A 26,116-nucleotide genomic window follows, 5' to 3' on the forward strand; every position below is an offset into this window, starting at 1 on the left:
ATCGTTTCCGCCACCCTCCGAAAGGACTCCCCCATGTCCCAACGACACGCGGCCCCGGGCCGACGCTGGAGACAAGCTCTCGCGGTGCTCGCCGGCGTCGCGGTCGGCGCCGGCGGGCTCGTCGCGCTCTCCCCGACCCCGGCGGAGGCCGCGACCCGCACGATCGTGAGCCTCACGTTCGACGACGCCAACGCCAACCAGCTCAACGCCCTGCCCGCCCTGAAGGCCAACGGCATGAAGGCGACCTTCTACGTCCCGTCGGGTTTCATCGGGGCGGCGAACTACATGACGCGCGCCGACCTGACGAACCTGAAGAACGCCGGGCACGAGATCGGCGGCCACACCGTCAACCACCCCGACCTCGCGCAGGTGAGCGTCGACGAGGCGAAGCGGCAGATCTGCACCGACCGCGCCAACCTCACCTCGTGGGGCTTCACGGTCCGCAGCTTCGCCTACCCCTTCGCCTCCAGCACGACCGATGTCGAGAAGGCCGTCGCCGCCTGCGGCTACAACAGCGGGCGCCTGCTCGGCGACATCCGCAGCCGCTTCGGGTGCCCCGACTGCGCCTACGCCGAGTCGCCCACGCGCCCCGAGGACAAGTTCGCCCTGAAGGCGCTCGACCAGGTCGACGACACCTGGACCCTCGACGACCTCAAGGCCGGCGTCACCAACGCCGAGAAGAACGGCGGCGGGTGGGTGCAGTACACCTTCCACGACGTCTGCGACAACGCCTGCAGCGAGCTGGCGGTCACGACCTCGACGTTCACCCAATTCGTCTCCTGGCTGCGGACGCGGCAATCGGCGGGCACCGTCGTCAAGACCGTCGGCGACGTGATCGGCGGCATCGTCAAACCGGTGGTCAGCGGTCCGACCGTCCCTGCCCCCACGGGCTCCACGAACGGCATCGTGAACCCGAGTCTCGAACAGGCGGGCCCGGCCTGCTGGATGCGCGGCGGCTATGGGGGCAACAGCCCGGTGTTCGACTATGGCTCTCCCGCGCACACCGGCTCCGTCGCGAGCGGCATCACGATGTCGAACTACGTCGACGGTGACGCGAAGGTGCTTCCCCAGTTCGATCTCGGCCAGTGCGCTCCCACGGTCACCGTCGGCAAGACGTACACGCTGCGGCAGTGGTATCGCTCCAGCGGCCCGACGCAGTTCGCCGTCTACCTGCGCTCCACATCGGGGAGCTGGTCGTACTGGACCTCGAGCCCGTGGTTCGCCGCGGCCACCGACTGGACCCAGGCGGACTGGACCACGGCGGCCATTCCCACCGGCTACAACGGGATCAGCTTCGCGCTGAACATCTTCGGCAACGGCACTTTGCGCACCGACGACCTGCAGCTGTACGACAGCAGCGGCGCTCCGCCCCTGCCGTCGGCGGACGCCTCGACGCAGACCGTCGCCCCGATGGCCGTCACGACGACCCCGCAGGGCCCGGTCGAAGTGGCCCATCCGACCGAGAGCGACGTCGCCCCGTGACGACCCGCCGGACGCCGTCGGCGGCGATCACCCTCGCGGTGGTCGCCGCCGTCGGCGTGACCGGTTGCGCGCCGGCCCCGACGCCCCGGCCCGACACGGGCTACCCGTGGCACACGGGGATCGTCTCGACGACCTTCTGGGTCGGCGAGGTCTTCGACCCGAACGCCTCCGACGGCAGTCAGCGCATCTCCACCTACGACTCCGACTGGCTGGGCTCCTACGGCGGCTGCGACGGCATCGCCGACGGCGACGACTGCCGCACCGAGGAGCGTGACGCCGGGAACGACTACTTCCCCACGCGCATGACCCCGCTCGAGAACCCGTTCTACCTCGACCTCCCCTTCGACGACGTCAATGACGACGAGGGCTTCGCCGCCCGCGGCACCGTCGTGCCGTGGGCGGGTGACCCCGCCTACGCGGACGTCGTCGACGATCGCTCGGTCAGCCTCATGAAGAACCGCTGGGTGGTCCTGCACAAGGACGGCCGGGTCTGTTACGGACAGATCCAGGATGCCGGCCCCGGCGAGTACCGCGACGCGGCGTACGTTTTCGGCGCCGACGACCGCCGCCCCGCCAACGCCCGCTACAACGGAGCAGGCCTGGACGTCTCACCCGCCCTCAACGGATGCCTCGGTTTCGCGGACCTCGACGGCGACGACGACCGCGTCGACTGGGCCTTCGTCGACGACGCCGACGTCCCGCCCGGCCCGTGGACGCGCATCGTCACCACCTCCCCCGTGCGGTGAGACGACGAGGGCCGGATGCCATGGCATCCGGCCCTCTGTCGCGTCCGATGTCGGCGGGACTTACTGTCCGCGCCGCTCGCGCAGCTGCTGAAGCGCGTCGTCGAGGAGCGAGGCCGCTTCCTCATCGCTGCGACGCTCTTTCACGTACGCCAGGTGCGTCTTGTACGGCTCGGCCTTGGCCAGCGCCGGCGGGTTGTTCTTGTCGCGCCCGGCGGGGAGGCCGGAGTGCGGGGAGTCGATCGTCTCGGGGATCTCGTCGTCGGGGATGCCCGCCGCGAAGTACCGCACGGTCTCGTTGCCGAGCGCATCCCAGTACGACACCGCGACGCGGTCGGCGTGGAAGCCGTGGTCCTGCTCGCCCATGGGGCCCGCGCCGACGCGCGAGCCGCGGATGGCATTGCCGCCAGTGGCCATGTCAGATCTCCGCGAACTTGGTCAGCAGACCGAGACCGACGATGGTGACGAACCACACCAGCGCCAGCACGATCGTGAATCGGTTGAGGTTGCGCTCGGCGAGGCCCGAGGACCCCAGGGCGGAGCTCATGCCGCCGCCGAACATGTCGGACAGACCGCCACCACGACCCTTGTGGAGCAGGATGAGCAGGGTCAGCAGGAGGCTGGTGACGCCCAGGAGCACCTGCAGGACGAACTCGAGAATCTGCACTGTCGAAAGCCTTTCGCGCGCGACCAGTCGGCCGCGCCAGCGTCAAGTATACGGGGACGCGTCTCAGACGCACGGATGCCCGCGTCTCGGCGGCCGCGGGCATCCGGAGGCGTCAGACGCCGACGTGCTTCTGGAAGCGGATGATCGCCGCGAACTCGTCGACGACGAGGCTCGCGCCGCCCACCAGGGCGCCGTCGACATCGGGCTCGCGCATGAAGCCGGCGATGTTGCCGGACTTCACCGAGCCGCCGTAGAGCACCCGCGTCCGAGCGGCGGCGTCGGCTCCGAGCTTGTCGGCGACGACCGCACGCAGCTTCGCGCAGACCTCCTGTGCCTGGTCGGGCGTCGCGGCCTGACCGGAACCGATGGCCCACACGGGCTCGTACGCGACGACGATGTCGGCATCCGCCGAGACGCCCTCGAGCGCGACCTCGAGCTGACCCGCGGGAACGGCGCTCGCGCCGAACTTCTCGAGGTCTTCGGAGGTCTCACCGACGCAGATGACCGGGACGAGACCGTGGCGGAGGGCCGCCTGGGTCTTCGACGCGATGATCTCGTCGGTCTCGTGGTGGAACTGCCGACGCTCCGAGTGACCGATGATCACGTACTTGGCGTCGAGCTTGGCCAGGAACTGCCCCGAGATCTCACCGGTGTACGCGCCGGAGTCGTGGGCCGACAGGTCCTGGCCGCCGAGCGCGAAGTCGATCTTGTCGGCATCGAGCAGCGTCTGGACGGTGCGCAGGTCGGTGAACGGCGGGAAGACCGCGACCTCGACGCTTCCGGTCTCGTGCTTGGCCTCCTTCAGCGTCCAGTGCAGCTTCTGGACGAACGCGACCGCCTGCAGGTGGTCGAGGTTCATCTTCCAGTTGCCGGCGATGAGGGGGGTTCTGGTCACTGCCATCCGAGGACCTCCAGTCCGGGGAGCTTCTTGCCTTCGAGGAACTCCAGGCTCGCGCCGCCACCCGTGGAGATGTGGCCGAAGGCGTCGTCCGCGAAACCGAGCTGGCGCACGGCCGCGGCGGAGTCGCCGCCGCCGACCACACTGAGGCCGTCGACCTCGGTGAGCGCCTGGGCGACGGTCTTGGTACCGGCTTCGAACGCCTTCATCTCGAAGACGCCCATCGGGCCGTTCCAGAACACGGTCCGCGAGCCGCGGATGGCGTCCGCGAAGATCTCGGCGGTGCGGGGACCGATGTCGAGCCCCAGTCCGGACGCACCGAAGTCGGTGTCCTCCAGGGCGTCCGCGTCGGCGACCACGTGCTCGGCGTCCGCCGAGAACGACGCCGCGACGACCGCGTCCACGGGGAGGACGATCTCGACCCCGCGCTCCTTCGCCGTGGCGAGGTAGCCCTTCACGGTGTCGATCTGATCCTGCTCCAACAGGCTGGAGCCGACCTTGTGCCCCTCGGCGACGAGGAAGGTGAACATCATGCCGCCACCGACGAGGAGCTTGTCGACGCGGGGCAGCAGGTGCTCGATGACGCCGAGCTTGTCGCTGACCTTCGATCCGCCGAGCACGACCGTGTACGGACGCTCCGGGTTCTCGGTCAGACGGTCGAGGACCTCGAGCTCCTTCTGGATGAGCAGACCCGCGGCGGACGGCACCAGCTGAGCGAGGTCGTAGACGCTCGCCTGCTTGCGGTGCACGACGCCGAAGCCGTCGGAGACGAGAGCGTCGCCGAGACCGGCGAGCTCGCGCGCGAAGGCCTGGCGCTCGGACTCGTCCTTCGAGGTCTCCCCCGCGTTGAAGCGCAGGTTCTCGATGACGGCGACCTCGCCGTTCTCCAGCGAGGCCACGGCATCCTGAGCCGACTCGCCCACCGTGTCGCGCGCGAAGGCGACCGGCTGACCGAGCAGCTCGGACAGGCGCTGCGCGACCGGCTCGAGCGAGTACTTCGGGTCGGGCGCCCCGTCGGGACGGCCCAGGTGCGAGCACACGACCACGCGCGCTCCGGCGTTGATCAGTGCGTTGAGGGTCGGCAGCGACGCGCGCACGCGGCCATCGTCCGTGATGATCCCGTCCTTGAGGGGAACGTTGAGATCACAACGGACGATGACGCGCGTGCCGGCGAGCGACCCCAGCGAATCGAGGGTGCGCAGAGCCATGAAGGGTTACAGGCGCTCGGCGACGTACTCGGTCAGGTCGACGAGGCGGTTGGAGTAGCCCCACTCGTTGTCGTACCACGACGAGACCTTGACGAGGTTGCCGCTGACGTTGGTCAGCTCCGCGTCGAAGATCGAGGAGTGCGGGTTGCCCTGGATGTCGCTCGAGACGATCGGGTCCTCGGTGTACTGCAGGATGCCGTTGAGGCGACCCTCGGCGGCGGCCTTCTTGTAGACCTCGTTGACCTGGTCGACGGTCAGGCCCTCGGTGGGCGTGACGATCGTGAGGTCGACGATCGAGCCGGTGGGGACCGGAACGCGGTACGACGAGCCGCTGAGCTTGCCGTTGAGCTCGGGGAGCACCAGGCCGATGGCCTTGGCGGCACCGGTCGAGGCGGGGACGATGTTGATCGCCGCACCGCGGGCACGACGCAGGTCGCTGTGCGGGCCGTCCTGCAGGTTCTGGTCGGCGGTGTAGGCGTGCGCCGTCATCATGAAGCCGCGCTCGATGCCGAAGGCGTCGTTGAAGACCTTCGCCAGCGGGGCGAGGCAGTTCGTGGTGCACGAGGCGTTCGAGATGATGACGTCGGTCTCGGGGTTGTAGGTCTCTTCGTTGACGCCCATGACGATCGTGGCGTCGTCGCCCGTGGCGGGAGCCGAGATGAGGACCTTCTTGGCGCCGCCGGCGACGTGCTTCTTGGCGTCTTCCGCCTTGGTGAAGCGGCCGGTGGACTCGATGACGATGTCGACGCCCAGCTCGCCCCAGGGGAGGTTGGCGGGGTCGCGCTCTTCGAAGACCTTGATGGTCTTGTCGCCGACGGTGATGGAGTCTTCGGTGTACGAGACGTCCTCGGACAGCACGCCGCCCACGGAGTCGTACTTCAGCAGGTGCGCGAGGGTCTTGTTGTCGGTGAGGTCGTTCACCGCCACGATTTCGAGGTCGGCACCCTGCGCGAGAGCCGCGCGGAGGTAGTTGCGTCCGATACGGCCGAAGCCGTTGATTCCGATCTTGACGGTCACGGAATATCTCCTGAATCAGTTGTGCGCGAGAAGCGCGTGATTGCGGTGTTCGCTGGCGGACAACGGCGTCCCGGCGGGGTGTCCCGCCGGGACGCCGCCACCGTTTACGACAGTACCAGCAGACCCGCGGTCTTCTCGCGGGCGGCGGCGAAGCGCTCCTGGGCGTCAGCCCAGTTCGCGATGTTCCAGAACGCCTTCACGTAGTCGGCGCGGACGTTCTTGTAGTCGAGGTAGTACGCGTGCTCCCAGACGTCGAGGAGCAGCAGCGGCACGGTGCCCGCCACGATCTGACCCTGCTGGTCGAAGAACTGCTGGATGACGAGGTTCTCACCGATCGAGTCCCAGAACAGACCCGCCCAGCCGGAGCCCTGCACGCCGAGGGCGGCGGCGGTGAACTGCGCGCGGAAGGCGTCGAAGGAGCCGAACTGGTCGTCGATGGCCGACTCGAGGTCGCCGGTGGGCTTGTCGCCGCCGTTGGGCGAGAGGTTCGTCCAGAAGATCGAGTGGTTCGTGTGACCGCCGAGGTTGAACGCGAGGTCTTTCTGCAGGCGGTTGATGTTGGCGAAATCGCCCTTCTCGCGCGCTTCGGCGAGCAGGTCGAGAGTGGTGTTGGCGCCGTTGACGTACGTCTGGTGGTGCTTGCTGTGGTGCAGCTCCATGATGGTGGCGCTGATGTGCGGCTCCAGCGCCGAGTAGTCGTAGGGCAGTTCGGGCAGCGTGTACTTCGCCATGTTCTCTACTTCCGAATCGGGCGCCGCACCGAGACCTCGGCGCAGCGAGGGTGACGTCTTCATCCTAGTGAGGGGTAACGACACCGCACCGGGGTTGCTTCCCGGTATGACGGAAGATAGACGGCCCGGGCGCGTCGGGCGACGGATGCCGCGACGTCAGTCGTCGGCGCCGACCGGCACGGCGGCCTCGGTGCCCGGGATGCCGTCAGCCTCGGCCTTCTTGTCGGCCATCGCGAGCAGACGACGGATGCGACCGGCGACGGCGTCCTTGGTGAGGGGCGGGTCGGCGTGATGGCCGAGCTCGTCGAGGCTCGCATCGCGGTGGGCCAGACGCAGCTCCCCCGCCTGCTGCAGGTGCGCGGGCACCTCGTCGCCGAGGATCTCGAGCGCGCGCTCGACGCGGGCGCACGCGGCGACGGCGGCCTGGGCCGAGCGGCGCAGATTGGCGTCGTCGAAGTTGACCAGGCGGTTGACCCCGGCCCGCACCTCGCGGCGCTGACGCATCTGGTCCCACTCGCCCGCCGTGCGGCGCGCGCCCATCTCGTACAGGGCACCGCGGATCGCCTCGCCGTCGCGCACGACGACACGGGGCACGCCGCGGACCTCTCGCGCCTTGGCCGGGATGCCGATGCGGTGCCCGGCGCCGACGAGCGCCATGGCGGCCTCGGACGAGGGGCAGGAGATTTCGAGGGCAGCCGAACGGCCCGGGTCGCTGAGCGAACCGCTCGCGAGGAACGCCCCGCGCCAGATCGCGCTCAGGTCGGGGCGCGAGCCGGTGGTGAGCTTGTTCGGCAGACCCCGCACGGGCCGGCGGCGCTGGTCGAGCAGACCGGTCTGTCGGGCGAGCGTCTCGCCCGCCTCGATGACGCGGACGGCGAAGTGGCCGCCGGTGCGGCCACCGGAGCCCTGCACGTGGTGCAGCTCGGGGCGCACGCCGTAGAGCTCGACGAGATCGCGGGCGACCCGACGGGCGAGGATGTCGGAGTCCAGCTCGGCCTCGACGGCGACGCGGTTGGCGATGGAGTGCAGACCGCCGGAGAAACGCAGGAGGGCGGTGAGCTCGGCGACCCGCGCCGTGGGGCGGGGGTCGCGGACGGTGATGAGCTCGGCCTTCACATCGGCGGTCAGCGGCACGGTTCTCCTCGGATGGGGGGGCGGCGGGGGCGACGGTCCAGCCTACTCGCGACCGAGGTCGCGGTGAGCCACCCGGACGGCCACTCCCGGAACATCGGCAAGACGTGCAGCGAGCTCGCGGGCCATCACGACCGATCGGTGCTTGCCGCCCGTGCAGCCCACGGCCACGACGGAATGGCGCTTGTTCTCGCGCTGGTACCCCTCGAGCACGGGCCGCAGCGCGGCCGCGTAGGCGGCCAGGAACTCCGACGCGCCCTGCTGGCCCAGCACGTATTCCCGCACCTCCGGGTTCTCACCGGTGAGCGGGCGGAGACCCTCGTCCCAGAAGGGGTTCGGGAGGAAACGCATGTCGGCGACGAGGTCGACGTCCGGCGGGAGCCCGTACTTGAAGCCGAAGCTCATCAACGTCACGGTATGGCGGGCGGCGCCCTCCTCGCCGAACAGCTCGACGGTGCGCAGCGAGAGCTGATGGACGTTCAGGGCGGAGGTGTCGATGACGACGTCGGCGGCCTCGCGCACGGGCGCGAGTCGCTCCCGCTCGCGCCGGATGCCGTCGACGATCGTGCCGTCGCCCTGCAGGGGGTGCGGGCGCCGCACGGCCTCGAACCGGCGCACGAGCACCGCGTCGGCGGCATCCAGGAACACCGTGCGCACCTGCCGGCCGGCCTGGAGCGTGCGCATCGCCTCGGGGAGGTCGCCGAACAGCGTGCGACCGCGGACGTCGACCACGACCGCGACGCGCGGCACCGCACCGCCGGCCAGCTCGGTGAGCTCGAGCAGCGGTCGCAGCATGCGCGGCGGGAGGTTGTCGACGACGTACCAGTCGAGGTCTTCGAGCGCGTTGGCGACGGTCGAGCGACCGGCCCCGGACATGCCCGTGACGATCAGCACCTCACCTGGCTCGTCTCGTGCCGGCTCCATGATGATCGCCTCCCGTCGTCCTTCCCAGCCTAGCGAGCGAGATGGGAGTGGATGGCCTCGGCGAGGGCGGGACCGATGCCCGGCAGAGACATGATCTCGTCGGGCGTCGCCTGTTTCAGCGCGGCGACCGAGCCGAAGTGGCGCAGCAGCGCCTTGATGCGCGCGTCGCCCAGACCGGGCACCTCGGCGAGCACGCTCGTGATGTCGCGCTTGCGGCGTTTGCGCTGATGCACGATCGCGAAGCGGTGCGCCTCGTCGCGCAGACGCTGCAGCAGATACAGCGCCTCCGAGGTGCGCGGCAGGATCACCGGGTACTCCTCCCCCGGCAGCCATACTTCCTCGAGGCGCTTCGCGATGCCGCACAGCGCGATCTCCTCGTGACCGGCGTCGGCGAGGGCGCGCGCGGCCGCCGCCACCTGGGGCTGACCGCCGTCGACCACGAGCAGCTGAGGGCGGTAGGCGAACCGCGGGCGCTTGCGGGCCGTCACGACGTCGCCGTCGGCCGTGACCTCGTCGGAATCGGGAGCCGCCACGATCGCGCCGTCGATCGTCTCGGGCTCGATCTCGTCGGGCCGGTCGAGGTAGGCCAGTCGCCGCGTGAGCACCTGGTACATCGAGTCGGTGTCGTCGGTCGTCTCGGCCACGCCGAACGAGCGGTACTGGTCTTTGCGGGGCAGGCCGTCTTCGAAGACGACCATGGATGCCACGACGTTGGTGCCCGCCAGGTGGGAGATGTCGAAGCACTCGATGCGCAGCGGGGCCTCGGTCATGCCGAGCGCCTCCTGCAGATCGGTGAGCGCTTGCGATCGGGCGACGTAGTCGCTGGTGCGGCGGGTCTTGTGCAGCATGAGCGCCTGCTGCGCGTTGAGCGTCGCGGTCTTGAGCAGGTCTGCCTTGCGTCCGCGCTGGGCGACCTGCAGGGTCACCGGACGTCCGCGGCGTTCGCGCAGCCAGTCCTCCAGCTGCTCGGCGTCGTCGGGGAGCTCGGGCACGAGCACCTGGCGCGGGATGTCGCCGGCGTCCGCGTCGCCGTAGGTGCGCTGGAGCACCTGATCAACGAGGTCGGCGCCCGAGATGTCGATCTCCTTCTCGATCGTGGTCGCGCGCACACCGCGAACGCGTCCGCCGCGCACGACGAAGTGCTGCACCGTCGCGGCGAGCTCGTCTTCCGCGATGCCGAAGAGATCGGCATCCGTGTCGGAGGCGAGCACGAGCGCGCTCTTGCCGAGGACCGCGTCGATGGCCTGCAGCCGGTCGCGGTAGTGCGCCGCCGACTCGTAGTCCATCGCCGCCGACGCCTCTTTCATGCGCGACGTCAGTTCTTTCGCGAAGCGCTTGTCGCCGCCCGACATGAAGGAGACGAAATCGTTGACGATCGCGCGGTGCTCCTCGATCGTCACCTTCATCGAGCAAGGGCCCCCGCAGCGCCCGATCTGGCCCGGGAAGCACGGCCGGCCCGACGCCATCGCCTTCTTGTACGACGAGTCGCTGCACGTACGGATCGGGAAGACCTTGATCATCAGGTCGACCGTGTCGTGCACCGCCCACACCTTGGGGTACGGCCCGAAGTACTTCGCCCCGCGGATCTTCGGATTGCGCGTGACGATGACACGGGGCGCTTCATCGGCGAGGGTGATCGCCATGAACGGGTAGGACTTGTCGTCCTTGTAGCGCACGTTGAAAGGTGGATCGAACTCTTTGATCCACATGTACTCCAGCTGCAGCGAATCGACGTCGCTGGGGACGACGGTCCACTCGACGCTCGCCGCGGTGGTGACCATGCGACGCGTGCGCTCGTGCAGCGAGTGCAGCGGCGCGAAGTAGTTCGACAACCGCGCCCGCAGGTTCTTCGCCTTGCCGACGTACAGCACCCGCCCGTCCGCGTCGCGGAAGCGATAGACGCCCGGGTTGGTCGGGATCTCGCCGGCCTTCGGGCGGTACGGGAGGTGCGACAGTCGTTCTCGAGTGGCCATGGCTCAGGCCCGTTGGCCGGCCAGCTCCGGCTCCCGGGCGACCTCGGTCTCGGACATGTTGCGCTGCGTGCCGGTGCGGCCCGTCTCGAGGAGCTCCGCCAGGAACGAACCGGTGTGGCTGTCCTCCACCTTCGCGACCTGCTCGGGAGTGCCGGTGGCCACGATCGTGCCACCCCCGGCGCCGCCCTCGGGGCCGAGGTCGATGACCCAGTCCGAGCTCTTGATGACGTCGAGGTTGTGCTCGATCACGATGACCGTGTTGCCCTTGTCGACCAGCCCGTTGAGCACCTTCAGCAGCAGCGAGACGTCTTCGAAGTGCAGGCCCGTCGTGGGCTCGTCGAGCACGTAGATCGAGCGACCGTTGCTGCGGCGCTGGAGCTCGGTCGCGAGCTTGACGCGCTGCGCCTCGCCACCCGAGAGGGTGGTCGCCGACTGGCCGAGTCGCACGTACCCGAGACCCACGTCGACGAGGGTCTTGAGGTAGCGGTGGATGGCCTGGATCGGCTCGAAGAACTCCGCCGCCTCGGAGATCGGCATCTCGAGGACCTCGGCGATGTTCTTGCCCTTGTAGTGCACCGACAGGGTGTCGCGGTTGTAGCGCTTGCCGTGGCAGACCTCGCAGTCGACGTAGACGTCGGGCAGGAAGTTCATCTCGATCTTCAACGTGCCGTCGCCCGAGCACGCCTCGCAGCGTCCGCCCTTGACGTTGAAGCTGAAGCGGCCGGCCTGGTAGCCGCGCACCTTCGCTTCGGGGGTCTCGGCGAAGAGGCTGCGGATGCGGTCGAAGACGCCGGTGTAGGTCGCCGGGTTCGAGCGGGGCGTGCGGCCGATCGGCGCCTGGTCGACGTGCACGACCTTGTCGAGGTTGTCGAGACCGGTGACGCGCGTGTGCTTGCCGGGCACGCGGCGCGCGCCGTTCAGCTTGGAGGCGAGGACTTCGTAGAGGATGCCGTTCACCAGCGTCGACTTGCCGGAACCGCTCACACCGGTGACCGAGGTGAGCACGCCCAGGGGGAAGTCGACCGTGACGTTCTGCAGGTTGTTCTCGCGCGCCCCGACCACCGTGATCTGGCGCTTCTTGTCGATCTTGCGACGCTTCTTCGGCGCCTCGATCGCGCGCCGGCCCGACAGATACGCGCCCGTGAGGGAGCGCTCGTCGTCGAGGAGCTCGGCGAGGGGTCCGGAGTGCACGACGTTTCCGCCGTCGACGCCCGCGCGCGGTCCGATGTCGACGACCCAGTCGGCGGCGTGGATGGTCTCTTCGTCGTGCTCGACGACGATCAACGTGTTGCCGAGATCGCGCAGAGTCTCGAGCGTCTGGATGAGACGGCGGTTGTCGCGCTGGTGCAGACCGATCGACGGCTCGTCGAGCACGTAGAGCACCCCGGTGAGGCCGGACCCGATCTGCGTCGCGAGACGGATGCGCTGCGCTTCTCCGCCCGAGAGCGTGCCGGCCGCGCGGCCGAGGCTGAGGTAGTTCAACCCGACCTGCAGCAGGAAGTCGAGGCGCGCGCGGATCTCGCGGAGCACCGCCGCGGCGATGGTCGCCTCGCGCTCGGTGAGGGTGAGCTTCGAGAAGAACTCGCGCGCGTCGGCCAGGCTCATTCGCGAGGCCGCGGCGATCGAGGTGTCATCGACGAGGACCGACAGCACCTCGGGCTTGAGCCGGTCGCCGTCGCACACGGCGCACGGGACCTCGCGCAGGTACTCCGACCAGCGCTGACGCTGGGTGTCGGACTCGGCCTGCAGGTACTGCCGCTCGATGTAGGGCACGACGCCCTCGAAGCCCGAGGAGTACCGCATCTCGCGGCCGTAACGGTTCTTCCACTTGACGGTGACCTTGTAGTTCTCGCCGCGCAGCACCGCCTGCTGGACGTCTTTGGAGAGGTCCTTCCAGGGCGTGTCGAGCGAGAAGTCCAGGTCGCGGGCGAGTCCCTCGAGGAGACGCTCGTAGTACTGGAAGAGACCCTTCCCCTGCGTGGTCCACGGCAGGATCGCGCCGTCGCGGATCGAGAGTTCTTCGTCGCCGAGCATGAGGTCGACGTCGACCGACATCCGCGTTCCGAGGCCGGAGCAGACGGGGCACGCACCGAAGGGAGCGTTGAACGAGAAGGTGCGCGGCTCGATCTCGGTCAGCTGCAGCGGGTGCCCGTTCGGGCACGCCAGCTTCTCGGAGAACGACTGCCAGGCGTCGTCGCCCTCTTCGTCGACGAAGTTGACCTGCATGATGCCGCCGGCGAGTCCCATCGCCGTCTCCACCGAGTCGGTGACGCGGCTGAGGTTGTCTCCGGATGCCACGAGTCGGTCGACCACGACCGCGATGTCGTGCTTGTAGCTCTTCTTCAGGACGGGAGGCTCGGCCAGCTGCACGAGCTCGCCGTCGACGACCGCGCGGGCGTAGCCCTTGGCGCTCAGCTCTTTGAAGAGGTCGACGAACTCGCCCTTCTTCTGCGTGACCACCGGGGCGACGATCTGGTAACGCGTGCGCTCGGGCAGCTCCATGAGCTGGTCGGCGATCTGCTGCACCGTCTGACGCTGGATGCGTGCGCCGCAGTCGGGGCAGTGCGGGACGCCGACGCGCGCCCAGAGCAGACGCATATAGTCGTGGATCTCGGTGATCGTGCCGACCGTCGAACGCGGGTTGCGGTTGGTGGACTTCTGATCGATCGAGACGGCGGGGCTCAGCCCCTCGATGAAGTCGACGTCCGGTCGGTCGACCTGACCGAGGAACTGACGCGCGTAGGCACTGAGCGACTCGACGTAGCGGCGCTGTCCCTCGGCGAAGATGGTGTCGAACGCCAGGCTCGACTTGCCCGAGCCGGACAGCCCGGTGAACACGACGAGGGAGTCGCGCGGGATGTCGAGGTCGACGTTCTTGAGGTTGTGGACGCGCGCGCCGCGCACACTCAACGTGCCGCTGGAGGCGGCGGTATTCGCGGGCGAAGACGAGGAAACGACGGGAACGATCGGCACCTGTTAAGTCTAGGTCGACCCTCCGACATCGGCCCCGGGTTCGCCCGGAGCGCACGGATGTGCGACAGTTCGCTGCTCGCACCTGGACGACGACCTGCCGCGAAACGCCGCCGTGTCGAGCCCGTCCGGCTCCCCCGTGGTCAGGAGATCGGAGCCTCCGCGGGCCGCGCCGCGAACGGCGCGAGTCCGTCGCGAAGGGCGACCAGGGCGTCCACGTCGACGCCGACCCTCGCCATGATCTGCGTCGGCACGTCCAGAGCGCGCTCGCGCAGCTCGCGCCCCTCGGGCGTGAGCGCGATGTCGAGCACGCGTTCGTCATCCGCGCGCCGGGAGCGCATCACCCGCCCCTGGGCCTCGAGCCGCTTCACGAGGGGCGAGAGGGTCGCCGGCTCCATCGCGAGTTCGGCGGCGAGGGCACCGAGGGAACGCGGCGACTGCTCCCAGAGGGCGAGCATGACGAGGTATTGCGGGTGCGTGAGCCCGAGGGGCTCGAGGACGGGCCGGTAGATCGACACCACGTTGCGCGCAGCCGTGACCAGCGCGAAGCACACCTGGTTCTCGAGCTTCAACGGATCGTCCATGAGACCTCCTCCGACCAAACAGTTAGTACACTAATGATCATGACACGAAGGGATGCCGATCGCCCGCCGCTGCGCGAGCGTGTGCGCGAGGCCGGCGGCTGGTACCAGTACCTGAACACCCGACTCATCCGCGTCGCCGGCCCGGCCTCGGTCGGCCCGTACGAGACCACGCCCGAACCCGTGCGCACCGGCCGGCCGTGCCCGCTGTGCGGTCACGCCATGACGGAGCACACCGTCGACCGGTCGGGGCCGAAGCCGCTGTTGCACTGCCCCTGACGGAGGACGACGCCCCCGATGACGCAGCGCGTCGCGCCTCGGCGGTCGTCGCCCTCGGGGAAGGCACCGGGGCACCCCCTCCCGTCCGCGGGTCAGGCGTGACCGGCGCGCTCCATGGCGCGCAGCTCCTTCTTCATGTCCTGCACCTCGTCGCGCAGACGACCCGCGAGCTCGAACTTCAGCTCGGCAGCCGCCGCCAGCATCTGCTGCGTCAGGTCGGCGATCGTCGACTCGAGCTGATCGGCTCCCTCTGCCGCGATCCCGCTACGGCGCAGGGAGGGCGTCGGCGACTTGCCCTTGCCGGACTTGTCGTTGCGCGCCAGCAAGTTCTTGGTGTCGGACGCCTCGCGGTTGAGCACCTCGGTGATGTCGGCGATCTTCTTCCGCAGCGGCTGCGGGTCGATGCCCCTCTCCTTGTTGTAAGCGATCTGCTTCTCGCGACGACGCTCGGTCTCTTCGATCGCGTTGTTCATCGAGTCGGTCATCTTGTCGGCGTACATGTGCACCTGGCCCGACACGTTTCGCGCCGCACGGCCGATGGTCTGGATGAGCGACGTACCGCTTCGCAGGAAGCCCTCCTTGTCGGCGTCGAGGATGGCCACCAGCGACACCTCGGGGAGGTCGAGCCCCTCGCGGAGGAGGTTGATGCCCACGAGCACGTCGTAGACGCCCGCCCGCAGCTCGGTGAGCAGCTCGACGCGACGGAGCGTATCGACGTCGGAGTGCAGGTAGCGCACGCGCACCCCGTGCTCGCCGAGGAAGTCGGTCAGCTCCTCCGCCATCTTCTTCGTCAGCGTGGTCACGAGCACGCGCTCGTCGCGTTCGACGCGCACGCGGATCTCCTCGAGCAGGTCGTCGATCTGCCCCTTCGAGGGCTTCACGATGATCTCGGGATCGACGAGACCGGTCGGTCGGATGATCTGCTCGACGACACCGTCGGCGATCCCCATCTCGTAGCGGCCGGGGGTCGCCGACAGGTAGACGGTCTGACCGACGCGCTCCTTGAACTCGTCCCAGCGGAGCGGACGATTGTCCATGGCGCTGGGCAGCCGGAAGCCGTGCTCGACGAGCGTGCGCTTGCGGGACGCGTCTCCTTCGTACATCGCGCCGATCTGCGGCACCGTGACGTGGGACTCGTCGATGACGAGGAGGAAATCGTCGGGGAAGAAGTCGAGGAGGGTGTGCGGCGGATCGCCCGGCATGCGGCCGTCCATGTGCCGCGAGTAGTTCTCGATCCCCGAGCAGAAGCCGAGCTGTTGCAGCATCTCGAGGTCGAAGGTCGTGCGCATACGCAGCCGCTGCGCTTCGAGCAGCTTGCCCTGCATCTCGAACTCTTTGAGTCGTTCTTCGAGCTCGTGCTCGATCGTGCCGATCGCGCGCTGCACGGTCTCGGTGCCCGCAACGTAGTGCGACGCGGGGAAGATCGGTACGGAATCCATCTTCTCGATCACATCGCCCGTCAGCGGGTGGAGGAGGTACAGCGCTTCGATCTCGTCGCCGAACATCTCGATACGGATCGCATACTCCTCGTACACCGGGATGATCTCGATCGTGTCGCCGCGCACGCGGAAGTTGCCGCGGGAGAAGTCGACGTCGTTGCGGTTGTACTGCATCGAGATGAACTTGCGGATGAGGGCGTCGCGGTCATAGCGCTCCCCCACCTGCAGCGCCACCATGGCGCGCAGGTACTCTTCGGGCGCGCCGAGGCCGTAGATGCAGGAGACCGTGGAGACGACCACCACGTCGCGGCGCGACAGCAGGGAGTTGGTCGTGGAGTGACGGAGCCGCTCGACCTCGGCGTTGATCGAGCTGTCTTTCTCGATGAACGTATCGGTCTGCGGCACGTACGCCTCGGGCTGGTAGTAGTCGTAGTACGAGACGAAGTACTCGACGGCGTTGTTCGGCATGAGTTCGCGGAACTCGTTCGCCAGCTGGGCCGCCAGCGTCTTGTTGTGCGCGAGCACCAGCGTGGGTCGCTGCACCTGCTCGACCAGCCACGCCGTGGTGGCCGACTTCCCGGTACCGGTCGCACCCAGGAGCACGACATCGGTCTCGCCCGCATTGATGCGCGCGGCGAGCTCGGCGATCGCCTGCGGCTGATCACCGGAAGGAGAGTATTCGCTGACGACCTCGAAGGGGCGGACGGAACGCGTGGCCTGCATGATTCCAGCGTAGGCGGGGCCTCCGACATCGGGGTCGGCTTGCGTTCGCCGTGCGCGAGCATGCCGCTCGCGCCGGCTCACGAGCAGCACGCACCGGGGCGGGCGCCCGTCAGCGACGATCCCGGATCGCCGCGGAGCTCAGCCGCGCGACATCAGCCGGGCCCAGAGCTCGTCGACCTGCCGGCGGGTGGCATCCATCGTCGAGGAGGTGTCGATCACGACGTCGGCCAGGGCGAGGCGCTCTTCGTCGCTGGCCTGCGAACCGACGCGCGCACGGGCATCGGCCTCGCTCGACCCGCGGTTGTCGACCAGTCGGCGTACGCGCACCTCCGCGGGGGCATGGGCGACGATCACCGTGTCCCAGGCGTCGCCGGCGCGCGCCTCCGCCAGGAGCGGCACGTCGTACACGACGACGGCGTCCGGGTCGTCGTCGAAGGCCGCCGAGAACCGCCGCTGCGACTCCGCTCGAACGGCCGGATGCACGAGAGCGTTCAACGCCGCCAACCGCTCGGGATGACCGAACACCATCGCCCCGAGGGCGGGACGGTCGAGGGAGCCGTCGTCCGCGATCACGTCCGCACCGAACTCGCGCTCGATGTCGGCGAGCACCGGCGACCCCGGCGCCTGGACCTCGCGCACGATGGCGTCGGCGTCGACGATCACCGCGCCGCGGTCGGCGAGGAGGGATGCGATGGTGGATTTGCCCGAGGCGATTCCACCGGTCAGCGCGACGAGGGGCACCCGAAGAGGATGCCACATCCCCCGCCGCTCCGAGCCTCCGCACGTCGGGGCCGGTCGTCCTCTAGCATTCCTCGAAAGCGCACATCGTTCCCCCTGCTCCCCGGAAGCTCCGCCATGACCCCCGCACGCACGATCGTGGTGATCGAGGACGACCTCGACATCCGGCTGCTGCTGTGCACCATTCTCGAGGGCGCAGGATTCGCGGTGCGCGCCGCTGCCACCGGCCTCGACGGCATCGAGCTCGTGCGCCGACACGACCCGGCCGTCACCACCCTCGATGTCAGCATGCCCGGCATCGACGGCTTCGAGACCGCTCGGCGCATCCGCGCGTTCAGTCCGACGCGCATCCTCATGGTGAGCGCGCGGGCCGATGAGCCCGAACGGCGCGCCGGCCGCGAAGCCGGTGCCGACGATTACCTCACCAAACCCTTCCGTCCGCGCGAGCTCCGTCAGCGTGTCGAGGATCTCGCGGGGACACCACCGCCGGTACCGCCTCCGATCCGAGCGCGCCCCTGACCCTCCGAGCCCGCCCCCGGCATCGGCTTCACACCGGCCCGAGGGCGTCCTCACCGCTGCGGGCGGCTTGAGCCGCAGCCTCCTCCGCCCTCCGGACCAGGGCATCGGGAGCGTAGCCGTGGTCGGTCGCCAGGGCCATCCCCACCCCGACCACGGGGACGACCGCCGCCCCCAGCCGGGAGAGATCGCGCACCACCCGCTCGCGAAGCACACGCGCGGCGCGACGCACGTCGGTGGTGGGGGTGGTGGTGAACGCGACGACGAGGCCGGTGGCATCCACTTCTCCCACCAACGCCAGGGTGGGAGCGTGACGGCGGACCGAGGCCCGCAGTTCGCGCGCGATCCCGTCGGCGTCGTCGGGGCCGAAGGCGACCGCGATGCGCTTCAGATCGTCGATGCGGACGCACAGGACGCACAGGCCCTCTCCCGCGGACTCCGCACGCGGGGCGACGCTGGCCAACGTCACGTCGAACGACTCGCGCAACAGGACGCCGTCGGCATCCACCGACAGCTCGCGGGTCTCGGAGATGCCGCGCATCGCCGAGTCGTTCGTGCGCAGGACCGAGGTGACCACGATCGCGGCGATGACGAGCGTGATGGTCAGCAGCCCCGACACCCGGGTGTCGAAGGCGGACCGGAACAGCTCGCTGTCGGGTCCGATCGAGACGAAGACGACCGTGCGGCTGACGAACCACACCGCTTCGACGGCCAGGATGGCCGCGAGGCCCCCGGCGCTCCAGCGCCGGCCGATCGGCCCGCGGCGGGTCTCGATCGCGCCGAGCACGGCGAAGAGGGCGTTGCCGAGGAAGAAGGGGACCGCCCCCGCCCAGTCGCCGCCGTCGGGGCCCGCGGCGAGAGCGGAGACCACGACGAGGGCGACCGCGCCCGCCATCACGAGCGACGGGACCCGTGTCGGTCGACCGTTGTACGCGACGCTGCCCAGCCAGATGAAACCCGTGGCGGCGACGAAGGCGCCATTGCCGACGGCGACCGCGACGAAGGCGCCCGACGTGAGCATCCACGCGAGGTAGCAGAGCGCGGAGAACGTGCCCGCCAGGTAGGCGCTGGCCCACAGCCGCCCGGACGGGCCGTCCTTGAGCATGATGGTGTCGAGCAGGTACATCGTCGCCGAGACGACGATCACGAGCGCGGCGACGACCTGCAGGGTCAGGACATCCAGGATCACAGGCCCTCCCGGGAATCGCGCGGAAGCCGCACGGTGAAAACGGCGCCCTCGCCGGGCGCGGTGCGCACGGTGATCTCGCCGCCGTGGGCGCGAACGAGGTCCCGGCTGATCGCCAGCCCCAGGCCGCTGCCGTGGGTGGAGGAGTTGCGCACCGCGTCGCCGCGGAAGAAGCGTTCGAACAAACGGGCCTGCTCGCCCGGGCCGATCCCCGGCCCGTCGTCCGAGACGACGATCGCGACCGAGCGGACGTCGCACACGACGGCCACCTCGACCGCTCCCCCACGCGGGATGTACTTCACCGCGTTCGACAGCAGGTTGTCGACCACCTGGCGCACGCGCCGCGCGTCGACGACGGCGAGGGCCTCGGCTTCGCCGACGACCGAGACCCGGATGCCGTGGTCCTCGGCGCGCGGAGCGATGGACTCCGCCGCGGCGCGGACGACGGCGGAGAGATCGGTGGCACGCAGGTCGAGGTCGACGCCGACCCCCTCCCGCGAAGTCGTCGACATCGCGAGGATGTCGGCCACCAGTTCGAGCAGCCGCGAGGCGTTGCGCTCGGCGACGGTCAGGCGGTCGCGGACCGGACCCGTGATCGAGGGGTCGTCCAGCGCCAGGTCGAGGTAGCCGATGATCGAGGTGAGGGGCGTGCGCAGCTCGTGCGAGACGCTCGCGACGAGATCCTCACGGGCGCGACGCGCCTGCTCCTCGACGGTGACGTCGCGAGACACGACGACGCCGCCGGCCTCGCCGATGTCGCTCGCGGGCAGACGTCGCGAGGTGATGCTGAGGGCGCGACGGTCCTCCCCCGGGGAGCCGTACCAGACCAGTTCACCCTCGAACACCTCCCCCGCGCGGGCACGGGCCAGCGGCGAGGCCTCGGGTGCGATGATCGTCGACCCGTCGGCGGAGAACACCGCCACCTCGCGGCCGAACGCGTCGGTGGTGTTCAGCAGCAGCGCGTGGGCGGCGTTCGTGACGGTGAAGTCGCCCGATGGCGTCACGCGCGTCACGCCGAAGTCGACGGCATCCAGGACTTCCGTGACGAGGTCCTCCTGCCGCCGCGCACGGTCGACGGCGCGACGCAGCTCGGCCGACTGCTTCTCGAGCAGTTCGCGTTGGGCCTGCGCGCGGCGGGCGGTGAAGTGTGACATGGACGACAGCGCCGCGATGACGAACGGCAGCACGAGCGTCGCCGAGGTGAAGCGCTGTCCGTCGACAACGAGCGCCTGGTGGATCATCACCGCCGTGACCACCACGCTGATCGAGACGACGCCGCGCACCCCGAAGACCATGCCGACCCAGATCGCCGGGAACGCCCACAGCAGCCCGAGGCCGGCCAGCGGCGCCGCCTCGCGCAGCAGCGCGATCGCCAGCACGTCGGCGATGGGCAGGGCACCCATCATCCAGCGCGGAAGCCGTTCCCAGGGGGCCAGCATCGCCGCGACGACGCCGGCGAAGATGACCGCGGCACCGGCGAAGAACACCGCGCCGTCGATGACCTGCCGGGTGAGGACCGAGACGGTCACGCCGATGAGGGTCGCTGCGGTGAGGAGCATCTGATTCGCCACGATGCTGCGCCGCAGCCCGAGACGCTCACTCGGGACGGGAAGCGCCATGGCCTCGACCATAGCGGCTCGACGGGCGTCGCCACCGGCGCGCGGCGGCGGCACGCCGGTCGATCGGCAGGCTCCGGTGCGCGCCGTCGGCCATCGCGCGGGGCGACGCGGGAAACGCGGCCTCGTATCCCGTGTCCCGGAGCCGCACCCGCGTCGCGAGAGGCCGACGACCGCCGGGTCAGAACCCGAAGTCGCCGCCGAAGTCCCCACCGAAGTCGGCACCCACGTCGCCTGCACCGGGATCCACCGCTCCGGCGTCTGCCGCTCCCCCGTCGGCGGCGGCGCCGCCCTCGTCTGCGGCGGCCCCGTCGGCGTAGCCGGCGTCGTAGCCGGGGTCGAAGAGGGCGCCGACGAGCGCCGATCCGACGACGTATCCGCCGATGGTGCCGAGCATCGACGCGCCGAGCATGGAGCCGAAGCCCGGCCCGCCCGAGAACGACCTCCCGCCGAACGTGCGCTCCATGAAGCCGGGCTGCGCGTACTCGGCGCGCGTGGCGGCGCGTGCGAGAGACGACGGGTCGTCGCTGCGCGGTCGTTCCGCGGGGTCCACGCCCGCCGAGATCTCCTGCAGGACCTGCTGCCGCTGCGGCGGGGTGAGCTTGCCGAACGCCTCGGCGTGCACCTGCTCAACGGTCTCCGGGGGCGCCGTCCGCAGGAGATAGCGGTAGCGCTCGACGGCGCGCTGGTCGTCGCCGGTGCCGGATGCCGCTTCCGCGGCGCCCGCAGGCGGCGGCGGCGCGTAGCTCCCGTCTGCTGCTCGCCTCTCGCTCGCCGCGCCCCGTGGCGCCGCGGTCTCGGCAGGGCGCTTCGACGCATCGTCGGCGGAGCCGAACAGTCGATCGAGGAATCCCATCGTGTGCCTCCCGTGTCGGTGTGCGCCCACCATAGATACGGTGTCTCGGAAGACGCCGGGGCTTGCGTACAGCGTCGGCGCTGACAATGGCCGCTCCGCGAGCCGCGCACGAAGTCGCCGTCCGGCGTCGAGATCACCCGCCGCCGCACGCCGCTCGTCCGACTCCCCGACCTCAGCGGTGGAGACGCCCGGGACTCACCCCCGCCGCGCGATGGCCTCGCTCGTCCAGCGGGCGTACCGCGCCCAGGGGTCGTCCACCCCCGCGGAGAGGGCGGCCACATGGGCGTCGAGCGCCGGAGATCGGCGGAACCACTCGGTCCGCCCGTACCGTTCCTCGGCGAACGACTCGTGCCGGCGACGTTCGACGAGGCGATCGCCGGGCTCGAACGCCAGCAGCTCGTCGTGCCAGATCGCCGCGAGACGCTGGCGCGGGCGGGCCGTCGTCCCGATCTTGATGCGGTCATCGAAGCGGAGGTAGTAGACGACGTCGACCCGGGGTGGCGGAAGTTCGTCATCGACGGGGTCGCCGTGCCGCCACTCGCACACGGCGCACAGCCACCCGCTGGGCCAGCGCACGCCGAGCCGCGAGCCGCACAGGCGGCACGGCACCGGCAGCACGTCGGTGATGCCCGACGCCGCCGTGCTCCACTCGGCGGTCACGGCCGCGTGCCAGGCGCACAGGCTCACTGGAGCTTCGGCCTCGACGCCACCGGTGCAACCGGGGACGAGGCAGTCGGGGTCGGGCATGCGCTCACGCTACGCCCGACCTCCGACATCGCCTCACTCGTCCGTGTCGGGCGCCTCCAGCAGCAGGAACAGACCCGCGTAGGGCCCGAGCTCGAGCGAGAAGCTCTGCAGCTCGTCGACGCGTCCGACGACGTCGCCGCTGGCGGCATCCACCGCGGTGCTCTGCGGCACGAGCCATTCGGAGCGCACCGTGCCCTCGATGGTCTCGCCCGAGAAGTTCAGCACCGTGATCTGCAGAGGGGCGTTCTCGGCACGCCGGTCGCCCCCGTCGAGGCGGTGAACCATGACGAGCATGCTGGGGTGGCCGACCTGCGGGATGTCGACCTGCGAGGACACGGCGATCCCGTGCTCGCTGCGGATGGCCAGGACGTCGCGCAGTCCCGCCAGGAACGACTCCGGGTCCTTCTGCTGGTCGCCGAGCGAGCCGTAGAGCGAACGCGCCCGCGGGACGCCCGAGACCGACGACGCCGCCTCGGGAGCGACGTCCAGCAGGTCGTGCGCCCCCCGCTCGATCCAACGGGTGTCGCCGGAGGAGATGAGGTGGCGCACGTCGTCGGCGGGCAGGGTGAGCGAACCGGTGAGGTCCCACCCCGAAAGCGCGAAGACGCCCGGCTGCCACGAGTTGTACTTGGCCAGCAGCAGATGCGCGTCGCGGATCGCGGGGACGTCGGCCTCCGTGATGTCCTCGAGCGTCGCCTTGCCCTGCGTCGCGGCGATGAGGGATGCCGAGGTGCAGGCGATCCCGTTCTGGGTGAAGACGAGGTTGTAGTCGGCGTCGACCGTCAGCTTCTCGGTCAGGTCTGCCCGGACCATCTCCGCGATCTCCCCGCCGGTGTGCTCCCCGTGCCGGAACGGGTAGACGGTGTCGCGGTGCGTCGTCGCCCAGTGCACGAGCTCGTAGGTGAGCTCGTCGTGGTTCTGCATGCCGTGGACGAGCTGCACGGGCTCGACCCCCGTCTCGAGGGCCGTGGTGAGTGCGAGGCGCAGGAACTCGGTGTTGGCCGTGGCCAGCGCGTGATGGTACCCCGGGCGGGTGACGAAGTCGTACGACAGGTCGGCACCGACCGCGCCGGTGTCGCGGATGTCCTCCATCGTGAGGTTGAGCTCCTGGAAGGTGAAGCCCCCGACCTTGCGCACCATGCCCGCGATGATGTGGTTCGCCGCGTGCGAGAGCGGGTGGCCCTCCGACCACGCCGGCAGCCCCTCCGCGCTCTTCTCTACGCCGAGGAAGCCGTTGGCATCCAGACGCAAGGCGCTCGTGCCGAGATCACCGAGCGAGTGCAGGGCGTCGCCGATCACGAGGCGCATCCCCGCGAAGGTCGGGTCCAGCCAGTTGATCGAGGGCTGCCCCTCTTTGAAGTAGTGCAGGTAGACCCAGCGACGCTCGAGACCGTCCACACCCACGACGGGCGCGGTCGCGCTCCAGTTCGTCTCCTTCACACCGGGGGTGTAGAAGATGACGCGCTGCAGTTCGCCGATGATGTAGCCGGCGGCGCTGAGCTCGCGTTCGGTCTCGGCGTCGAGATTGACCGAATCGCGCCCGGCGGGCACCTCGGGCAGTAGGTCCCAGTCCTCCCGGGGGATCTCGACCATGTGATAGATCCCGGGGTAGTCCTTGTACGCCATCTCCGCGAGGCGGAAGTCGGCGCCCTTCCCGGTGTGACCGGGGACGATGTCGTCGATCACGCTGCCGCCGTGCGACTCCGCCACGTCGGCCACCCGGCGGAAGGCGTTCTCGTCGCCGAACTCGGGGTCGATCTGCGTGCTGATGCGGTCGAAGTGACCATCGACGCTCGGAGTCTCCTGCCACCCCGTGATACCGCCGGCCCGCTTGACCGGCCCGGTGTGGATGCCGTTGATCCCCACCCACTCGAACGCCTCCCACAGCGCCTCGTCGCCGAGCGCATCGAGGAACGACTCCCCCGGCCGGGTGATGAGCGAGATGGGGTAGGCCGTGAACCACACGTCCGTCGACTCGATCGCGCGTCGTGCGTCGGGGCGGGCGTAGGGGTTGCGCCACATCGAGGGCTGTCCAGACAACTGCCGGCTGAGAACGTCGGCGTCCTTCAGCATCGACTGACGCACGAGCCATTCGACGTACGAGGGATTGCCGCCGTTGGCGTTGCGCGGGTCCGTGAGGAACCGTCGCAGCGTACCGCCGCGGAACTGGTCCCGCGGGCGCAGACGTCGCGGCCGCGCAGGGTACCGCTGCTCGTCGTAGCTGATCTCCGACACCGTCTCGACGGGTTCATCCGCGGTGGCCTGCTCGGCCAGCATCGTCTCGTCTTCCGTCACGGTGCGCTCGTCGGCGTCGTCCACACCCGACCTCCCTCACATCACCTCCGACGCTAGTCGCTCGATGCCTCATCCTCCGTAGGCATTGACCTCATGTCGAGAGGTCTGAGACGACACTCACCCCCGCTTCGGGGGGACCGCGCGCAGGGCCGCGAGGGCGGCGAGGGCCGCGAGAGCGCACAGGGTGAGCACGGCGCCGAGGAACCATGCCCACCCGAGGCGCCCGAACGCGATCCCCAGCGCCCACCCGAAGAGGCTCGAACCGCCGTAGTAGCCCAGGTAATACAGCGACGAGGCCTGGGCGCGCGCCTCGGGGTCGGCCGCGGCGGGCGTCCACCCGGATGCCACGGCGTGGGCCCCGAAGAACCCCGCGGTGAACGCGATCAGCCCGGCGAGGACGGCGACGACGGAGGGGATGAACATCAGCGCCGCACCCGTCGCCATGACCCCGGTGCTCGCGAGCAGCACCGGAAGGCGGCCGTGACGCACCGCCAGGGCTCCCGCGCGCGGCGACGACGCCGTCCCCGCCAGATAGGCGAGGAAGAGCAGAGTGACGACGGCAGGCGGGAGGGAGAACGGCGGCTCGGTCACGTGGAACCCGAGGTAGTTGTAGACGGCGACGAACGCCCCCATCAGCAGGAAGCCCTGGGCGTACAGGGCGAGTTGCGCGGGTGAGCGCAGGTTCAGAGCGAGACGGCGCACGATCGAGGGGCCGCGCACCGATCGGGACCGCCCCGGCACGAATCCGCGCGCCGCGGGCACGAGAGCGAGGAACACCGCGGCCGAGACGACGCACACCAGGACGACCGATGCCACCCCCCACCGCCACCCGAGCAGTTCCCCCACCCACCCGGAGGCGACGCGACCCGTCAGGCCCCCGACTGTGGTTCCGGCGATGTACGACCCGGCCGCCGCGGCGACCGCACGCGGGTGGATCTCCTCACTGAGGTAGGCGAGGGCCACCGCGGGCACCGCACCGAGGGCCAGTCCCTCGAGAAGACGCAGGCCCAGGAGGACGCTCAGCTCGTGCGCGAGCGGGGAGAGCCCGCCCAGGACCGTCGCCGCGATCAATCCGATGGCCATCGCCGGGACGCGCCCGATCCGGTCCGCGACGATCGACCACGGAATCACGGCGGCAGCGAGACCGAGAGTGGATGCCGATACCGTCAGGGCCGCATCCGCCGGCGCCGCGCCGACATCGGTCGCGATCGACGGCAGCAGCGCCTGCGTCGCATAGAGCTGGCCGAAGGTCGCCACACCCCCGAAGAAGAGACCGACCAGCAGACGGCGGTACTCCCGACTCCCCGGCAGGTGTCCCGCGAAGCCGCTCACTCTTCGACCCTAGTGATCTCTCGGCTCGGGGTATGGCGAAGCGCCGGTACACGCGCTCCCCCGG

23 protein-coding genes are annotated in these 26,116 nt (G+C 69.8%); 4 read left to right on the plus strand and 19 right to left on the minus strand.

What is annotated here, in order from left to right; translation table 11 throughout:
* The first annotated feature begins 33 nt into the window (after nucleotides 1-33).
* Both Q9R20_RS14855 and Q9R20_RS14860 read left to right on the plus strand, forming a co-directional pair.
* Nucleotides 34-1,482 (plus strand): polysaccharide deacetylase family protein, encoded by a 1,449-nt coding sequence (locus tag Q9R20_RS14855; RefSeq protein ID WP_311250054.1) that lies wholly within the window; start codon nucleotides 34-36, stop codon nucleotides 1,480-1,482.
* Nucleotides 1,479-2,228 carry a hypothetical protein gene (locus Q9R20_RS14860; RefSeq protein ID WP_311250055.1) on the plus strand — a complete coding sequence of 250 codons (750 nt, stop codon included), beginning with the start codon at nucleotides 1,479-1,481 and terminating at the stop codon, nucleotides 2,226-2,228. The genes Q9R20_RS14855 and Q9R20_RS14860 overlap by 4 nt, the downstream gene beginning before the upstream one ends.
* Before the next feature lie 60 nt (nucleotides 2,229-2,288).
* Here Q9R20_RS14860 and Q9R20_RS14865 read toward each other — a convergent pair whose 3' ends face one another.
* The 11 genes from Q9R20_RS14865 to Q9R20_RS14915 form a co-directional block, all read right to left on the minus strand.
* The gene (locus Q9R20_RS14865; RefSeq protein ID WP_295838981.1) at nucleotides 2,289-2,642 is read right to left on the minus strand and encodes an RNA polymerase-binding protein RbpA; all 354 of its coding nucleotides are present in this window, start codon (nucleotides 2,640-2,642) and stop codon (nucleotides 2,289-2,291) included.
* 1 nt (nucleotide 2,643) lies between these two features.
* Nucleotides 2,644-2,892, minus strand: a complete 249-nt coding sequence (gene secG, locus Q9R20_RS14870) for a preprotein translocase subunit SecG (protein WP_013586744.1) — start codon at nucleotides 2,890-2,892, stop codon at nucleotides 2,644-2,646.
* Between the two features lie 112 nt (nucleotides 2,893-3,004).
* Nucleotides 3,005-3,793 (minus strand): triose-phosphate isomerase, encoded by a 789-nt coding sequence (gene tpiA, locus Q9R20_RS14875; protein WP_311250056.1) that lies wholly within the window; start codon nucleotides 3,791-3,793, stop codon nucleotides 3,005-3,007.
* Entirely contained in the window at nucleotides 3,784-4,998 is a 1,215-nt protein-coding gene (locus Q9R20_RS14880; RefSeq protein WP_311250057.1) for a phosphoglycerate kinase, read from the minus strand. Before Q9R20_RS14880 ends, tpiA begins: the two co-directional genes overlap by 10 nt.
* A 6-nt stretch (nucleotides 4,999-5,004) precedes the next feature.
* A complete protein-coding gene (gap, locus tag Q9R20_RS14885; protein WP_076675342.1) occupies nucleotides 5,005-6,015 on the minus strand; it encodes a type I glyceraldehyde-3-phosphate dehydrogenase in 1,011 nt (336 codons plus the stop codon).
* Nucleotides 6,016-6,119: 104 nt separating this feature from the next.
* Nucleotides 6,120-6,746, minus strand: a complete 627-nt coding sequence (locus Q9R20_RS14890) for a superoxide dismutase (protein WP_076675340.1) — start codon at nucleotides 6,744-6,746, stop codon at nucleotides 6,120-6,122.
* 156 nt (nucleotides 6,747-6,902) lie between these two features.
* Nucleotides 6,903-7,880: a DNA-binding protein WhiA gene (gene whiA / locus Q9R20_RS14895; protein WP_311250058.1), complete on the minus strand. Its 978-nt coding sequence runs from the start codon at nucleotides 7,878-7,880 to the stop codon at nucleotides 6,903-6,905.
* 42 nt (nucleotides 7,881-7,922) lie between these two features.
* Nucleotides 7,923-8,801, minus strand: coding sequence for an RNase adapter RapZ (gene rapZ, locus Q9R20_RS14900; RefSeq protein ID WP_311250059.1), 879 nt, complete (start codon nucleotides 8,799-8,801; stop codon nucleotides 7,923-7,925).
* A gap of 29 nt (nucleotides 8,802-8,830) precedes the next feature.
* Nucleotides 8,831-10,774, minus strand: coding sequence for an excinuclease ABC subunit UvrC (uvrC, locus tag Q9R20_RS14905; protein WP_311250061.1), 1,944 nt, complete (start codon nucleotides 10,772-10,774; stop codon nucleotides 8,831-8,833).
* Nucleotides 10,775-10,777: 3 nt separating this feature from the next.
* A complete protein-coding gene (gene uvrA / locus Q9R20_RS14910) occupies nucleotides 10,778-13,747 on the minus strand; it encodes an excinuclease ABC subunit UvrA (RefSeq protein WP_396653699.1) in 2,970 nt (989 codons plus the stop codon).
* Between the two features lie 140 nt (nucleotides 13,748-13,887).
* The gene (locus Q9R20_RS14915; protein WP_311250062.1) at nucleotides 13,888-14,328 is read right to left on the minus strand and encodes a MarR family transcriptional regulator; all 441 of its coding nucleotides are present in this window, start codon (nucleotides 14,326-14,328) and stop codon (nucleotides 13,888-13,890) included.
* Nucleotides 14,329-14,361: 33 nt separating this feature from the next.
* On the opposite strand from Q9R20_RS14915, the gene Q9R20_RS14920 reads away from it, so the two are divergent.
* Nucleotides 14,362-14,604, plus strand: a complete 243-nt coding sequence (locus Q9R20_RS14920) for a hypothetical protein (protein WP_311250063.1) — start codon at nucleotides 14,362-14,364, stop codon at nucleotides 14,602-14,604.
* A 92-nt stretch (nucleotides 14,605-14,696) separates the two neighbouring features.
* On the opposite strand, the gene uvrB is transcribed toward Q9R20_RS14920, so the two are convergent.
* On the minus strand, nucleotides 14,697-16,766 hold the full coding sequence (gene uvrB / locus Q9R20_RS14925; protein WP_311250064.1) for an excinuclease ABC subunit UvrB: 2,070 nt from the start codon (nucleotides 16,764-16,766) through the stop codon (nucleotides 14,697-14,699).
* Nucleotides 16,767-16,904: 138 nt separating this feature from the next.
* Complete coding sequence (gene coaE, locus Q9R20_RS14930) at nucleotides 16,905-17,507, minus strand: dephospho-CoA kinase (RefSeq protein WP_311250065.1); 603 nt, start codon at nucleotides 17,505-17,507, stop codon at nucleotides 16,905-16,907.
* Between the two features lie 114 nt (nucleotides 17,508-17,621).
* Here coaE and Q9R20_RS14935 point away from each other — a divergent pair, with 114 nt between their 5' ends.
* Entirely contained in the window at nucleotides 17,622-18,023 is a 402-nt protein-coding gene (locus tag Q9R20_RS14935) for a response regulator (RefSeq protein WP_311250066.1), read from the plus strand.
* Between the two features lie 28 nt (nucleotides 18,024-18,051).
* On the opposite strand, the gene Q9R20_RS14940 is transcribed toward Q9R20_RS14935, so the two are convergent.
* From Q9R20_RS14940 to Q9R20_RS14965, 6 genes are all read right to left on the minus strand, one after another.
* Complete coding sequence (locus tag Q9R20_RS14940; protein WP_311250067.1) at nucleotides 18,052-19,209, minus strand: diguanylate cyclase domain-containing protein; 1,158 nt, start codon at nucleotides 19,207-19,209, stop codon at nucleotides 18,052-18,054.
* On the minus strand, nucleotides 19,206-20,825 hold the full coding sequence (locus Q9R20_RS14945; RefSeq protein ID WP_311250068.1) for a HAMP domain-containing sensor histidine kinase: 1,620 nt from the start codon (nucleotides 20,823-20,825) through the stop codon (nucleotides 19,206-19,208). The genes Q9R20_RS14940 and Q9R20_RS14945 overlap by 4 nt, the downstream gene beginning before the upstream one ends.
* A gap of 178 nt (nucleotides 20,826-21,003) precedes the next feature.
* Complete coding sequence (locus Q9R20_RS14950; RefSeq protein ID WP_311250069.1) at nucleotides 21,004-21,678, minus strand: hypothetical protein; 675 nt, start codon at nucleotides 21,676-21,678, stop codon at nucleotides 21,004-21,006.
* A gap of 195 nt (nucleotides 21,679-21,873) precedes the next feature.
* A complete protein-coding gene (locus Q9R20_RS14955) occupies nucleotides 21,874-22,425 on the minus strand; it encodes a GIY-YIG nuclease family protein (RefSeq protein ID WP_311250071.1) in 552 nt (183 codons plus the stop codon).
* Between the two features lie 33 nt (nucleotides 22,426-22,458).
* On the minus strand, nucleotides 22,459-24,702 hold the full coding sequence (gene treS, locus Q9R20_RS14960) for a maltose alpha-D-glucosyltransferase (RefSeq protein WP_311250083.1): 2,244 nt from the start codon (nucleotides 24,700-24,702) through the stop codon (nucleotides 22,459-22,461).
* A 135-nt stretch (nucleotides 24,703-24,837) separates the two neighbouring features.
* Entirely contained in the window at nucleotides 24,838-26,052 is a 1,215-nt protein-coding gene (locus Q9R20_RS14965; protein ID WP_311250072.1) for an MFS transporter, read from the minus strand.
* Nucleotides 26,053-26,116: the final 64 nt, after the last annotated feature.

It is taken from the genome of Microbacterium sp. PRF11, from assembly GCF_031844085.1.
GTDB lineage: Bacteria > Actinomycetota > Actinomycetes > Actinomycetales > Microbacteriaceae > Microbacterium.

Excerpts from the sequence above, each read along its gene's own strand:
- Q9R20_RS14855 (WP_311250054.1), top strand. The coding sequence starts at position 34 with ATGTCCCAACGACACGCGGCCCCGGGCCGACGCTGGAGACAAGCTCTC.
- Q9R20_RS14865 (WP_295838981.1), bottom strand. The coding sequence starts at position 2,642 with ATGGCCACTGGCGGCAATGCCATCCGCGGCTCGCGCGTCGGCGCGGGC.
- tpiA (WP_311250056.1), bottom strand. The coding sequence starts at position 3,793 with ATGGCAGTGACCAGAACCCCCCTCATCGCCGGCAACTGGAAGATGAAC.
- Q9R20_RS14880 (WP_311250057.1), bottom strand. The coding sequence starts at position 4,998 with ATGGCTCTGCGCACCCTCGATTCGCTGGGGTCGCTCGCCGGCACGCGC.
- Q9R20_RS14890 (WP_076675340.1), bottom strand. The coding sequence starts at position 6,746 with ATGGCGAAGTACACGCTGCCCGAACTGCCCTACGACTACTCGGCGCTG.
- rapZ (WP_311250059.1), bottom strand. The coding sequence starts at position 8,801 with ATGGAGCCGGCACGAGACGAGCCAGGTGAGGTGCTGATCGTCACGGGC.
- uvrC (WP_311250061.1), bottom strand. The coding sequence starts at position 10,774 with ATGGCCACTCGAGAACGACTGTCGCACCTCCCGTACCGCCCGAAGGCC.
- Q9R20_RS14915 (WP_311250062.1), bottom strand. The coding sequence starts at position 14,328 with ATGGACGATCCGTTGAAGCTCGAGAACCAGGTGTGCTTCGCGCTGGTC.
- Q9R20_RS14920 (WP_311250063.1), top strand. The coding sequence starts at position 14,362 with ATGATCATGACACGAAGGGATGCCGATCGCCCGCCGCTGCGCGAGCGT.
- uvrB (WP_311250064.1), bottom strand. The coding sequence starts at position 16,766 with ATGCAGGCCACGCGTTCCGTCCGCCCCTTCGAGGTCGTCAGCGAATAC.
- Q9R20_RS14935 (WP_311250066.1), top strand. The coding sequence starts at position 17,622 with ATGACCCCCGCACGCACGATCGTGGTGATCGAGGACGACCTCGACATC.
- Q9R20_RS14945 (WP_311250068.1), bottom strand. The coding sequence starts at position 20,825 with ATGGCGCTTCCCGTCCCGAGTGAGCGTCTCGGGCTGCGGCGCAGCATC.
- Q9R20_RS14950 (WP_311250069.1), bottom strand. The coding sequence starts at position 21,678 with ATGGGATTCCTCGATCGACTGTTCGGCTCCGCCGACGATGCGTCGAAG.
- Q9R20_RS14955 (WP_311250071.1), bottom strand. The coding sequence starts at position 22,425 with ATGCCCGACCCCGACTGCCTCGTCCCCGGTTGCACCGGTGGCGTCGAG.
- treS (WP_311250083.1), bottom strand. The coding sequence starts at position 24,702 with ATGCTGGCCGAGCAGGCCACCGCGGATGAACCCGTCGAGACGGTGTCG.